The following is a 14,319-nucleotide window of genomic DNA, read 5'->3' as shown; positions in this document are numbered from 1 at the left end:
GGCAAAAGCAACAAAATTGAATAAAAAATTTTTTTCATATATTAAGATTGATTTATTTAAGGCTAAAGTATTCAAAAGTTTCGTATTACAGATTTTAATAAACATCACAAAAGGTTCAATAATTGTCAAAACAACTATTTTTACTAGGTTTATGTGTAGAATGTTAAAAAAGGTGGTACTATTTTGTTTGATTCCTTTTTTTTAAGAAGATGTGTTTTTTAGACTCTCTATAAATGCGCTTGGCGTTTTTCCGTAGAATTTTTTAAAGGAAGTACTAAAATATTTTGGGTTAGAAAAACCAGAACTATAAGCAACTTCTTTAATACTTAATTGACCTTTAATTAATAAGTTTTTTGCTTGTTTTAATTTTGTATGTATAACAAAATCTTGTGGAGATAAATCGACTAAGTTTTTTAACTTCATATATAAAGAGGTTCTACTCATTCCAAAACTTTTGGACAAATCGTGTACTGAGAAAGAATTATTTTCGATATTTTCTAAAATTTTATTTTCTAAATCTTTTAAGAAATCTTGGTCTTTTTGCGTTCTATATAACGATGCATTTTCTGCATCTGAGTCTTGAACGTATTTCTCTCTTAATTTAATTTGAAACTTTAGTGTATTTAAAATCTTTGCAAGTAGTAATTTAATATCAACCGGTTTTTCTATATATTCCGATACTCCAGCTTCTATACTTTCCAATTTTTGGGTTGAGTTTTGTAAAACTGTTAACATAAAAACAGGAATATGATTTAGATTGATGTTTTCTTTAAGTTGTTTAGCCATTTCCATTCCGTCCATTTCAGGCATAATTAAGTCTGTTAAAATAATGTCTGGGAAATGTTGAGATGCAATTTCAATACCTTCAACTCCATTGCTTGCTTCAAAAATCTGAAAATAGGTTCCTAATTTCTCTACTAATAAACCTCTTAATTCATCATTGTCTTCTACAATTAAAATTTTTGCATCGCTAAATTTGTCTAATTCAGTTTGCTCTTCAATTGCGTTTTCTATAGGAATTATTTCTTTTTCTTTAATTGTATTTTCTCTGTACTCGGATATTAAATTCTTTAAATGAATGGTAAATGTAGTTCCTTTATTTTCTAAACTTTCGAAGCTTATGTTTCCACCCGTTTTTTCAACTAGTTTTTTTGTCATTATTAAACCAAGCCCTGTTCCAGGTCTTTGGCTGTTAATTGCATTTCTTGCTCTGTAATATCTTTTTAAAATGAATTTTTGTTGGTCTTTAGGGATTCCAATTCCTTGATCTGCAATTTCAATTCTAAGTTCTCCTTTTGAAGTTTTATATAAATTGATAATAATTTTCCCATTGTCGAAAGAATATTTAATTGCATTTGATAATAGGTTTAAAATAATTTTATCGAAAACATCTTTATAGTAATAGAATATTTGGTCTGGCCAATTATTATTTACTTCGATAGATATGTTTCTTTCTTCTGTTAGAGGTTTAAAATTGTTAATTCTTCCTTTTAAATATTTGTTAACATCTACCTTAGAAACTTCCTGAAAAATACTGTCCTGAGAAGTAACTCTATGGAAATTAAGCATTTGTTCGAAAAGCGAATTAATTCTCTTAACCGTCGTTTTAATTCTCTTATTTGAATCTTTTGTAGTATCTGAATTTTCGTTTGTTATATTATCTAACGAAGACATTAAAATAGTTAATGGTGTTTTTATTTCGTGAGTAATATTGTTAAAGAATTCAATTTGATCATCAGCATTTTTCTTGTTCATTATTACTGTTGTAAAGTAAACAATACCTATAATTAATAGAATAAAAATAATTCCATAAATAAGAAATGCACTTGAGGAATTCCACCAAGGTGAAGAAACTTTTATTTGCACGGTTCGAACATCGCTTTCGAAATTGTATTTATTAATTGCTTTAACTTTAAACGTATATTTCCCACTATTTAAGTTGGTGTAAGAAGCAAAATTATTTATAGAAGGTTCGGACCAATTTTCATCAAAACCTTCTAAAATCCAAGAATATTTCATTTTACTGGAAGCACTGTGCTGTATTCCTGTAAATTCCATTTCTATGGAGTTTTCATTACTTTTTAAAATAATTGAAGATGTTTCATTAATATGTTTACCTAAAGGTTTTTCCGAAGGTTTTATATCTTTATTAAATAATTTAAACTCATCGAAAACTAACTTTGGTTTTTGTTCTTGGATTATAATATTTTTTGGATTGAATAATGTAACTCCATTAACACCACCAAAAGCCATTAGATTTTCAGCTAACATAGCATAGCTTCCGTAATTATATTCAGTGCTTGCTAAGCCATCTTTTTTATCATAAACATTAATTATGGTGTCTTTCTTTCTAATTTGAACATGTACAAGGCCTCTTGTTGTACTGGTCCAAATAGAATTATTGTTCTCTAAAAGTACTCCTTGCACAATATCGGAAGGTATCCCGGAATTTATATTTAGTTTTTTAATTTCTTTTGAAGCTGCATTATAAAAAATAATTCCAGCTCCATTTGTACCAATAATTAAGTTATTATTAGAAGTTTCTGCAACTGATTGAATGGAAGAATATGCCAATGAATTTTTGCTAGGTTCTAAATCTTCTATAATTCTAAAATTGTTATTTTTTGGATTAATTCGATAAATTCCACTTCTTCCAGCAGCTAAAATAGTACCATTGTTAGATTCTGTAATCGATTTAATATGAAGAATAGGAAATTCTTTGATGTTTCCAGATGGGGAAATTGCAATTAAATTTTTATCAATTCCACCTACCCAAATTGTGTTATTTGAATCTTTTTTAATGGCGTAAATTTTTGTTATAAGATTTTTGTCTTTATTTTGGTCGTTAAAACTTTCGATAGAAAAATTATTAACATTAATTTTATACAAGCCAAAATTGTAAGTTCCAATCCACATAAAGTTATCATCTGCTTCAATTGCTAATACAATTACAGACGATTTGTTTTTACGATCGAACTGCGAAATATGTTTCCAAGTATTTTTTTTACGATTCCAAATACTCAATCCGTTTTTAGTTCCAAACCACAAGTTTTCATTTTTATCTTTAGCAATACTTCTTGTGAAATTACTAGATAAACTATTATCGTTATTAAGTTGATGCTGAATTTTAAGAAAAGGAAGGTTTTTGGAGTTGAAATAATTTATTCCCCCACCATAAGTTGCAACCCATAAAATTCCTTCTGGACTTAGTTCTAAATCGTAAACTCCATTACTAGAAATGGATGTCGGGTTATTGGAATCTTGAATAAAATGTCGAATAGTATTGTTGTTGTCATCTAGTTGGTAGATTCCATCTCCATCTGTAGCAACATAAACACTACTATTTTTTCCTTCAATAATATCTTTTACAGTAAATTTAAAATCGTGAATTATTTTATCTAAAGAAATTTCATCAAAAACAGTTTTTAATTTGAATACAGCTCCTTTTTTAGTTGCCCCATAAATAGTGTTTTTAATATTATTTAAAAAATGAACATCATTTATAGTTTCCGAAAGTGGAATGTTTTTAATTTGCTTGGTTTCTATATTGTACTTTAAAAGTCCTTTTGGAGTACCAAAATATATGTCATTTTTAAAAACAATAAGTGTTTCTATTGGTTTTTCATATCCAATATTTTTAATTTTTTTGGTGGAAGAATTATACATCCACAAACCATTAAAGGCAGCTATCCAAATATTTCCACGGGCATCTTCTGCAATAGAAGTAACCAAAGAAGGGTTTATGTTGTTTTCACTTTTAATAAGATTAAACTTGTCTAAATCTTTGTTATATAGGCAAACACCCTTTTCTAAGCCTACCCAAATGTTGTTGTTTTTAGCAATAAAAATTTCATTTACCCTATTGCTAAGTGTTTCTGGTAAGCCATTATAAGTATTATATATTTTATAAAATTTAGAATTGTGTTTTAAAATTCCTTCTTCGGATGCAATCCAAATGTTACCTATGTTATCTTCTTTAATAGCATAAGTAATGCTTTGGGTAGAAACATTTTCTCCTTCTAGTTGCGAAAATTCAATTTTATTTTGAGTACAAATACTTTGAACAAATAATAAAATGAAAATAGAAAATAACTTAATAATAAATTTCAATATGTACCTTTGTATGTTGTTATTGTAAAAATAACAAATATTAAATAATAGCCTAATAGAATTCCATATTTACATTTATAAATTATGATTTTTAAAATAAAACCCACTTTAATCGCATTTTCTATATGCTGCTCTTTTATAATCTCTTGTGATAAAAAAGAAAAAGTAAAAGCCTCAAATGAAAAAGAAAAAGTATCGAAAACTGTATCGAAAGAAGATTTAAAAACTCCAGAAGGAATGGTTTGGGTTGAAGGGAAAACATTTTTAATGGGAGCAAAAGAAGGCGATCAATATGCAATGATGCGCGAAAAACCAGCACATAGAGTTTCTATAGATGGTTTTTATATAGATGCTCACGAGGTTACAAACAAACAGTTTAGAGCATTTGTAGAAGCAACAAAATATATTACAACTGCAGAGAAACCAATAGATTGGGAGGAAATTAAAAAAGATTTACCAGCAGGAACCGAAAAACCAGCAGATTCTATTTTACAGCCAGGAAGTTTAATATTTAACAAGCATGCAAGTAAGGTTGTTTCTATGAATAATTACCAACAATGGTGGACCTGGAAAATTGGCGCAAATTGGCAACAACCAGAAGGCCCTGGAAGTTCTATAGAAGGGAAAGATAATTATCCAGTAGTTCATGTTGGTTACGACGATGCTTTGGCATATTGTAAATGGGCAAACCGAAGGTTACCAACAGAAGCAGAATGGGAGTCTGCAGCGCAAGGAAATAATACAGCAGATACTTTTTCTTGGGGAAATAACTTAGCGGAATTAGATGCAAATGCAAATACTTGGCAAGGTCAATTTCCAGTAAAAAATAATTCTGTAGATGGTTTTGAATATATTTCTCCTATAGAGTCTTATCCTCCAAATAGTATTGGATTGTATGATATGGCTGGAAATGTATGGGAAATGACAACAGATTTATTTAATGTAAATTATTACAAATCTTTAAACCCTAACGAAGTTTTAAATAATCCAAAAGGAGCAGATACTTCTTATACGCCATCAAATCCTTATCAATTAGAACGAGTTATGAAAGGTGGTTCATTTTTATGTCATGCCTCTTACTGCGCAAGTTTTAGAATTTCTGCAAGAATGGGAATGGAGCCAAGTTCAAGTTCAGATCATATTGGTTTTAGAACAGTCGCAACTCCAGAAATGCTAATCAATAAAAAATAATTTTTATTAATTCACTATTTTTTTAATCAATATGAAATTTAAACTATTGATAATTATCCTTTCTTTAAATTTCGATAATTTTTAGGTGATTTTCCCATCGTTTTTGTAAAAACACGAGAAAAATAAAACGGATCAGAATAACCAACTTTAACTGCAATTTCATTTACTTTTAAATCGGTAAAATCTAGCAAACTACATGCTTTTTGAATTTTTAAATGTGTTAAGTAATTTAAAGGAGAAATTTCAGTTTTTTTCTTGAATAATGTACAAAATTGAGAAACAGAAAGTTTTGCGTCTTTTGCCAAGTTTTCTAAACTTATTTTTTCGTTTAGATGTTCTCTCATGTAAGATATACTTTTTGTAATTCTGTCTGAAGATTGTATTTCTTTCACTTTTCTAAATTGAGACAAATACCTTAAAGAACCTAGCATGTGCCATAAACAAATATTTGCATACTCTAGATTATCTTTACTGTAACCCATTTCTAAATTATTAAAAATTTCTTCGAAAAGTAAAATACGGTCTGTAAACCTAGAGTTAGCAGTTAAATTAAGGGGTATTTTTTTATTCGGATGATTTATAAGACTTTTCGCTTTGTTTCCAATAAAATGAATCCAATAAATACTCCATGGATTGTTATTATTTGCACCATATTTATGAGAAGTTTCTGCAGAAATAATAATGTATTCATTTTTTGTTATTTGTTGGTTTTTTCCATCTATTTCTACCCAACCTTCACCATCTATACAATAAATTAGTATGTTCTGAGAAATACCTTTTCTTTTTCTGTAATGCTTGTAAGCATTTGGGTAATATCCAATATCTGTAACTAATAAAGAATTTACAAGCTCATTTTTTTTTAATTTTTTAATAATGCTTTTAGGTAAAACAATCGATTTTTCTTCATTAAAACCTTCCTTTTTTTTCATTTTATAAAAATAATTTAAAAATCGTAAGATAGTCCATTTTTATAAAATTATAATCTATTTGTTTTGCCATTATTTAAAATTACATTTGAAAACATAAAAATGCTTCTCTGATTAAAAATAAAAATATGAATAAAAAAAATACTTATAACTATCGTTTTCTAGTTAGCATATCTTTAGTAACTGCGATGGGAGGTCTTTTATTTGGATACGATTGGGTTGTAATTGGTGGCGCAAAACCTTTTTATGAGAAATTTTTTAATATTGTAGATTCTCCATCTTTACAAGGTTGGGCAATGAGCTGTGCATTAATAGGTTGTTTATTGGGTGCGATTTTTTCTGGAATGTTAAGTGATAAATATGGAAGAAAAAAATTGCTAATTTTAGCAGCGTTTCTTTTTATAGTTTCTGCAATAGGAACAGGAGCAACAGATACATTTACTATTTTTATTATGTATCGAATTATTGGTGGAGTTGGTATTGGTTTGGCTTCTAATTTATCGCCAATGTATATTGCAGAAATTTCTCCAAGTGCAGTAAGAGGGAAATTTGTTTCCTTAAATCAATTAACAATTGTAGTTGGGGTTTTAGCTGCGCAATTAGTCAACTGGCAATTGGCAGAACCAGTTGCCATAAACGCGACAGATTTAGAAATTTTAAATTCTTGGAATGGCCAAACTGGTTGGCGATGGATGTTTTGGGTAGAAATAATCCCTGCAGGTTTATTTTTTATTTTAATGTTTTTTGTGCCAGAAAGTCCAAGATGGTTAGCAAAAAACGGGAATGAAAAGAAAGCATTAAAAACGCTTACATCCATTGGAGGACAAGAATATGCGCAAACAGAAATCGACCAAATTCGTGAAACTACAAAAGGACTCAGAGAAAAAGTAGATTTTAAACAACTTTTGAAGCCAAATGTTAAAAAGATATTATTAATTGGTGTTGTAATTGCAGTTTTTCAACAATGGTGTGGAATAAACGTAATTTTTAATTATGCAGACGAAATATTTTCATCTGCAGGTTATGGAGTATCAGACATCCTTTTTAATATTGTAATTACAGGAAGTGTAAACCTAATTTTTACATTTGTAGCAATTTTTACAGTAGATCGTTGGGGAAGACGTGCATTAATGCTTTTAGGAGCTGGAGGATTAACAGGAATTTACGCATTAATAGGAGCCGCCTACTTTTTTGAAATTAGTGGTTGGCCATTATTAGTATTGGTAATTACTGCAATAGCATGTTACGCAATGTCTTTAGCACCAGTTACTTGGGTGGTTTTGTCAGAAATTTTTCCAAATAAAATTAGAGGAGCAGCAATGGCTGTTGCAACAGTTGCATTATGGTCTGCTTGCTTTATTTTAACCTATACTTTTCCATTACTGAATCACTTTTTTGGAGCCTCAGGTACTTTTTGGATGTATGGTTTTATTTCTTTAGCAGGTTTTATATTTATTTATAAAAAATTACCAGAGACTAAAGGAAAGTCGTTGGAAGAAATTGAGGAAGAAATTGTGGGTACAGAGAAATCTATCTAAAATATAAAGTAAAAAGCAAACGTATGAATTCTGTAAAAGTTTGGAAAGAAAAAGTGGTAATTCCTACTTATGAAGTTGGTGAACCTGAGAAAAATCCTGTTTTTTTAGAAAATAGAGTTTATCAAGGTAGTTCAGGGAAAGTTTACCCAAATCCTGTGATAGAAAAAATTAGCGACACTAAAATAGACAAAGAATGGCAAGCCGTTTATTTGGAAAACGAGTTTGTGAAAATTATGATTTTACCAGAATTGGGAGGTCGTGTTCAAATGGCTTATGATAAAACGAAGGAGCGCCACTTTGTATATTACAATAATGTTATAAAACCGGCTTTGGTGGGTTTAACTGGACCTTGGATTTCTGGCGGAATCGAGTTTAATTGGCCACAACATCACAGACCTTCAACTTACAGTCCTATTGATTTTGATATCGAAGAAAATGAAGATGGTAGTAAAACTGTTTGGTGTAGTGAAGTGGAGCGCATGTTTAGAACCAAAGGAATGGCTGGTTTTACATTGCACCCAGACAAAGCTTATTTAGAAATAAAAGTAAAATTATTCAATAGAACTGCACAGCCACAAACTTTTTTATGGTGGGCAAACCCTGCTGTGAAAGTAAATGACGATTATCAATCTGTTTTTCCACCAGATGTAAATGCAGTTTTCGATCATGGAAAAAGAGACGTTTCCGATTTTCCAATTGCAACAGGAACGTATTATAAAAAAGATTATGCTCCTGGAACAGATATTTCAAAATATAAAAATATTCCGGTTCCAACTTCTTATATGGCCATAAATAGCGATTATAATTTTGTCGGCGGTTTCGAAAACGATAGTCAGGGTGGTTTATTGCATGTTGCAGATAACAATGTTTCTCCTGGAAAAAAACAATGGACTTGGGGAAATGGAGAATTTGGCAAAGCTTGGGATAAAAATTTAACGGACGAAGATGGGCCATATATCGAGTTAATGTGTGGAGTTTATACAGATAATCAGCCAGATTTTTCTTGGATGCATCCTTTTGAAGAAAAAACATTTTCGCAATATTTTATGCCTTACAGAGATTTAGGTATTGTAAAAAATGCAACAAAAGAAGCAATGCTAAATATTGTTTTTATTGGGGATGAAGCTGTCGTAAAATTTTATACTTTAGGTGTTTATCAAAGTTCGAAAATAACTTTAAAAGCAAACAATATTGTGTTTTTAGAAGAAGAAGTAGATGCTTCTCCGAAAAATTCTTACAAAAAAACAATAAAAATAGATACTTCAATTCCTACAACAGAATACGAACTTTCTTTGGAAGATGATGCTGGAAATATATTGGTTTCTTATCAACCAAAAGATACGTCAGATAAAAAATTACCAGAACCAGCAAAACCAGCAAAATCTCCAAAAGAAATTGAAAGTATTGAGCAATTATTTTTAAGAGGTTTACATTTAGAGCAATATAGACATGCAACTTACGACCCAAAAGAATATTATTTGGAAGCGTTAAGAAGAGAGCCAACTGATGTTCGATGTAATAATGCAATGGGTTTATTATTGTTAAGAGCAGGGCAATTTGAAAAAGCGGAAACATATTTTAACAAAGCTGTTGAAACATTAACAGAACGAAATCCGAATCCTTATGATAGTGAAGCCTATTATAATTTAGGACAATCTTTAAAATATCAAGAAAGATATAACGAAGCGTATAAAGCGTTTTACAAATCTGCATGGAACGCTGCTTGGCAAGATGCAGCTTACTTTCATTTGGCGCAAATCGCTACTTTACAAAACAAATTACAATTGGCTTTAGAGTTGATTGATAAATCTTTAGTAAGAAATTGGCACAACCATAAAGCACGTGTTTTAAAAATTTCTTTATTAAGAAAAACAGGCAAAAAAGAGGGAGCAAAAAAGTTGATTCAAGATAGTTTGACTTTGGATAAATTCAATTTTGGAGCAATTTTTGAAAGTTATTTAATTTCTGAGGAATCTGAAACGCTTCAGCAATTAAAAAATATTATGAGAAATGATATTAATAATTATATTGAATTTTCGCTAGATTATGCAAATGCTGGACTTTATAATGAAGCGATTGCGTTACTCGAAACAGGAATTTCTACAAATGACACAAATCCGTTGGCTTTTTATTTTCTTTCTTGGTTTTATGCCCAGAATGGAAATGAAAATAAAGCGTTAGAATTATTGAAAGATAGAGATGCAAATGGATGTTTTGCCTACAGATTAGAAGCAATTGCAGCTTTAAAATCTGCAATTAATTTGAAAAAAGACGATGCAAAAGCACTGTATCATTTAGGGAATTTGTGGTACGATAAAAAGCAATATACAAATGCAATTTCTTGTTGGGAATCTTCAAAAAATATAGATAGAAATTTTGCAACAGTGCATAGAAACTTGTCTTTAGCCTATTTTAATAAGTTAGATGATAAAGAAAAAGCTGTAAAAGTTTTAGAGAGAGCTTTTGAGTTAGACAAAACCGATGCAAGAGTTTTAATGGAACTAGATCAGTTATATAAAAGACTGAATTATTCGATTGAAAAGCGATTAGAATTGTTTAGTTTACATCCTGGATTAGTAGATTTTAGAGACGATTTATATTTGGAGAAATGTACTATTCATAATCATTTAGGCGAATATTCGAAAAGTTTAGATTTGTTAATGAGCAGACAATTTCATCCTTGGGAAGGAGGAGAAGGGAAAGTTACTGGGCAATATTTATTTGCACTTATAGGAATTGCAAAAAATGCAATTTCAAAAGGTAAATTTAAAAAAGCAATCGAATTACTTCAAAAAGCCAAAAAATATCCAGATAATTTAGGAGAAGGAAAATTAGAAGGAACCCAAGAAAACGATATAAATTATTGGTTGGGTTGTGCTTATGAAGGTTTGGGAGAACAGCAATTGGCGGAAAATTATTGGAAAAAGGCTTCAGAAGGATTATCGGAACCATCTGCAGCGATTTTTTATAACGACCAACAACCAGATAAAATATTTTATCAAGGTTTGGCTTTGCAAAAACTGAATAAAAATGAAGAAGCTAAAAAGAGATTCGAGAATTTATTAAATTATGGAAAAACTCATTTTAATGATGATGTAAAACTAGATTATTTTGCAGTTTCGTTACCAGATTTATTAATTTGGGAAGACGATTTAAACAATAGGAATAAAATCCATTGTAATTATTTAATGGGATTAGGGTTTCTTGGTTTAGAAAAAATAGAGGAAGCACAGAAAAATTTCGAGGAAGTATTGCAAGAAAATATCAATCATGATGGAGCTGTAATTCATCAAAAATTAATAGAAAAAAATCAATTATATATATTATAAAACATGAAGAAAATAACAATCTTATTCGTCTTATTAATAGCTGTTTCTGCAACATTTAAAGCTCAGAATATTTTGGATTTGCAAGGAACTTGGCATGTTCAATTAGATAAAAATAAAGTAAAAAAACAAATGCAATTGCCAGGAACTTTGGCAGAGGCAAAAATTGGAGAAAAAACAGTAGGTTCCGATTTTGGAATTTTAACTCCGGAATATAAATATATTGGTGTTGCTTGGTACGAAAGAGAGTTTACGATTCCCGAGAATTGGGAGAATAAAACAATTGAAGTTTTTTTAGAACGCGTTTTATGGGAGTCTCAAGTATATATCGATGGTAGGAAATTTACCACACAAGATGGTTTGGGAACGCCTCATATTCATCAAATTGGAAAATTGAAGCCAGGAAAACATAAAATTTCAATCCGAGTAAATAACGACATGATTCATAATATTGGAGATAAAGGTCATGCTTATGGAGAATACACACAAAGTATTTGGAATGGTATTGTGGGTAAAATCGAATTAAATGCAAGCGATCCTTCATTTATAAAATCGATTCGAACGTTTCCTTTGGTAGATAAAGATCAATTAAAATTGGATGTTGCAATTACTTCATCAGAAAATAGAAAAGGTACTTTTTTAATAGAAATTGTTGACATAAAAACGAATAAAGTAGCTTTTAAAACTAAGGTAAAAGAAAAATTGGTTGTCGGAGAAAATTCAAAAGAAATTGTTTTAAATCTGAAAGGAAAACTGAAAAAATGGTCAGAATTTACACCAGAAGTTTACAACTTAAAAGTAAGTTTAAAATCAGGAAAAAGTGAAGATATTTATGAAACAGAATTCGGTTTTGTTCAATTCTCACATGATGGTACTAGAGTTACAGTAAATGGACAGCCAGTATTTTTAAGAGGAAATTTAGACTGTGTACACTTTCCATTAACTGGTTATCCTTCTACAAAATTAGAAGATTGGGTAAGAATATTCGAAATTTATAAAGATTATGGATTAAACCATGTTCGTTACCATTCTTGGTGTCCACCAGAAGCGGCTTTTAAAGCAGCTAATAGAGTTGGAATTTACATGCAAGCAGAAGCTTCTATTTGGATAGATTGGTGGATGAGCGAAGATATGAAGAAGAGAGGAAGACCAGAAATGGATACAAAAGGCTATCCAAAAGGTTTAGGAAAAGATCCCAAAAGAGACGAATTTGTAATTTCAGAAATGAATAGAGTGGTAGATTATTATGGGAATCATCCATCATTTACCATGTTTTGTATTGGAAACGAATTAGGAAATTCAGATTTTGATGTAATGAAAAACTGGATAGCAGATCTTAAAAAGAAAGATCCAAGAAGATTATATGCAACTTCTACTGCAAGAAAAGTAATGGAGGTAGACGATTATATGGCTACTCATCACATACCAGGTGTTGGTAGAACAAGAGGTTTAAATGGTCCTGGAACAGATTGGGATTTTGAAGCAGTGTATAGCCAAATGAACATTCCAATTATTGCACATGAAATTGGACAATGGCCAGTTTATCCATCTTGGACAGAAATCGACAAATATACAGGTGTTTTAAAAGCAAGAAATTTCGAAGAATTTAAAACTGTTGCCCAGAAAAACGGAATTGTAGACCAAGATGAAGATTTTAAAATGGCGTCTGGAGCATTGAACCAGATTATGTACAAATATGAAACAGAATCTTTTTTAAGAACAAAAAGTTGTGCTGGTGTTCAATTATTAAGTATTCAAGATTATCAAGGACAAGGAGAAGCTTTAATTGGTTGGTTAGATGCGCATTGGGATAGCAAAGGAATTACCACACCAGAAAAATTTAGAGAGCATTTTACAGAAACAGTTCCATTACTTCGTATGAAAAAATTTGTATGGTCTACAGATGAGGTTTACGAAGCAAAAGCACAATTGTCTCATTATGGAAATAGCGCCATTGAAAATGGAGTTGTGGAAATGAAAATTAGTACTTCCAATGGAAAAGTATTAAAAACAGCTTCTTGGAATATTAAAAATGTTGAAATTGGTTCATTATTAGATTTAGGGAATATTTCTTTGCCTTTAAATACTATTACAACTGCAGATGAGCTTACGGTTTCTTTACAATTAAAAGGAACAGAATATAAAAATGAGTGGCAAATTTGGGTATTTCCAAAAGAGTTGCCTAAAGTAGATAATAGTGAATTAATTATTTCAGATCAGTTAGATGATAAAACTTTACAAGCTTTAGAAAATGGAGCAAAAGTTTTATTGGTTGCGAACAATTTAGGAACTACTGAAAACAGTGTAAATGTTGGTTTTTACCCTCTATATTGGTCGTTAACTTTTTTCCCTGGTCAAGGAAAAACCAATATTGGAATGTTGTTAAAAGACAAACATCCAGCGTTTGATAAATTTCCAACAAATTTTCATACTAATTGGCAATGGGAGACATTTAAAAATAAAACTAAAGGGTTTATTTTAAACGATTTGCCAGCCAACTATAAACCCATTGCTCAAGTTGTAGACGATTTCCATAGAAATAATAAAGAAGGGGCAATTTTCGAATTTAAAGTAGGGAAAGGGAAATTATTGATCTCAGGTTTCGATGTTAATAATACCAAAAATGTGGTAGCAAATCAGTTGAAATATAGTTTAACGGAGTATATGAAAACTTCAGATTTTGCTCCAGAACAATCTGTAAGTGTTCCTTTTATTAAAAATCTTTTTCCGTTAATTCCACAAGTGGAAGATGTAGCTCGAAATAGTCAATTTAAAAATGTAATTCTTGAAGTAAATGCTGCAGGGAATTTTAATGAAAAAGAAACAAATAAACCTTGGAAAAAAGATTTAGATATTGTTGAAGTTTCAAAAGAGACAAACTATAAAATAAGAGCAAATGGTGTTTGGAAAGATAATGTTACAACAGTTTGGCATGGAGAAGAAATGACAATAGAAGTTGAATGTCCTGCTGGAATTTTAGGGACTTTTTATGTAGAATTTAATGATTGGAATAAGCAAAGTAGAGAAGGTTTCTTAGAGTTTGAAGGAAGAAAAGTAAAGTTGGGAGACCATCAAGGAAATGAAGGGAAGTGGATAAAATTTCACGTGATGAGAGAAGACAGTAATGATGGTAAATTAATTTTAAAAACAAAAGCGACCAAAGGAAATAATTTAATGATTTCTAAGATTGTTTTGTCGAAAGAATAGTTTGTCTTTAAAAAAAAATAA

Annotated in this window: 6 protein-coding genes; 4 read left to right on the top strand and 2 right to left on the bottom strand. The window is 30.2% G+C overall.

Annotated elements, in window-relative coordinates; translation table 11 throughout:
* Positions 1-201: 201 nt before the first annotated feature.
* On the bottom strand, positions 202-4,110 hold the full coding sequence (locus H9I45_RS05830) for a two-component regulator propeller domain-containing protein (RefSeq protein ID WP_088353142.1): 3,909 nt from the start codon (positions 4,108-4,110) through the stop codon (positions 202-204).
* A gap of 84 nt (positions 4,111-4,194) precedes the next feature.
* Between H9I45_RS05830 and H9I45_RS05825 the strand changes: the two genes are divergently transcribed.
* Entirely contained in the window at positions 4,195-5,301 is a 1,107-nt protein-coding gene (locus H9I45_RS05825; RefSeq protein WP_088353141.1) for a formylglycine-generating enzyme family protein, read from the top strand.
* A 53-nt stretch (positions 5,302-5,354) separates the two neighbouring features.
* Here H9I45_RS05825 and H9I45_RS05820 read toward each other — a convergent pair whose 3' ends face one another.
* Complete coding sequence (locus H9I45_RS05820) at positions 5,355-6,230, bottom strand: AraC family transcriptional regulator (RefSeq protein ID WP_088353140.1); 876 nt, start codon at positions 6,228-6,230, stop codon at positions 5,355-5,357.
* 125 nt (positions 6,231-6,355) lie between these two features.
* On the opposite strand from H9I45_RS05820, the gene H9I45_RS05815 reads away from it, so the two are divergent.
* From H9I45_RS05815 to H9I45_RS05805, 3 genes are read left to right on the top strand one after another with little or no spacing between them, the layout of a single operon-like run.
* On the top strand, positions 6,356-7,765 hold the full coding sequence (locus H9I45_RS05815; protein ID WP_088353139.1) for a sugar porter family MFS transporter: 1,410 nt from the start codon (positions 6,356-6,358) through the stop codon (positions 7,763-7,765).
* Positions 7,766-7,788: 23 nt separating this feature from the next.
* Positions 7,789-11,094, top strand: coding sequence for a DUF5107 domain-containing protein (locus H9I45_RS05810; RefSeq protein WP_088353138.1), 3,306 nt, complete (start codon positions 7,789-7,791; stop codon positions 11,092-11,094).
* A gap of 3 nt (positions 11,095-11,097) precedes the next feature.
* Positions 11,098-14,298 (top strand): DUF8487 domain-containing protein, encoded by a 3,201-nt coding sequence (locus tag H9I45_RS05805; RefSeq protein ID WP_088353137.1) that lies wholly within the window; start codon positions 11,098-11,100, stop codon positions 14,296-14,298.
* Positions 14,299-14,319: the final 21 nt, after the last annotated feature.

The organism is Polaribacter haliotis (genome assembly GCF_014784055.1).
Classification (GTDB): Bacteria; Bacteroidota; Bacteroidia; order Flavobacteriales; family Flavobacteriaceae; genus Polaribacter; species Polaribacter haliotis.
Note: the sequence above shows the minus strand (reverse complement) of the source record. Positions and strands in the feature narration are given on the sequence as shown.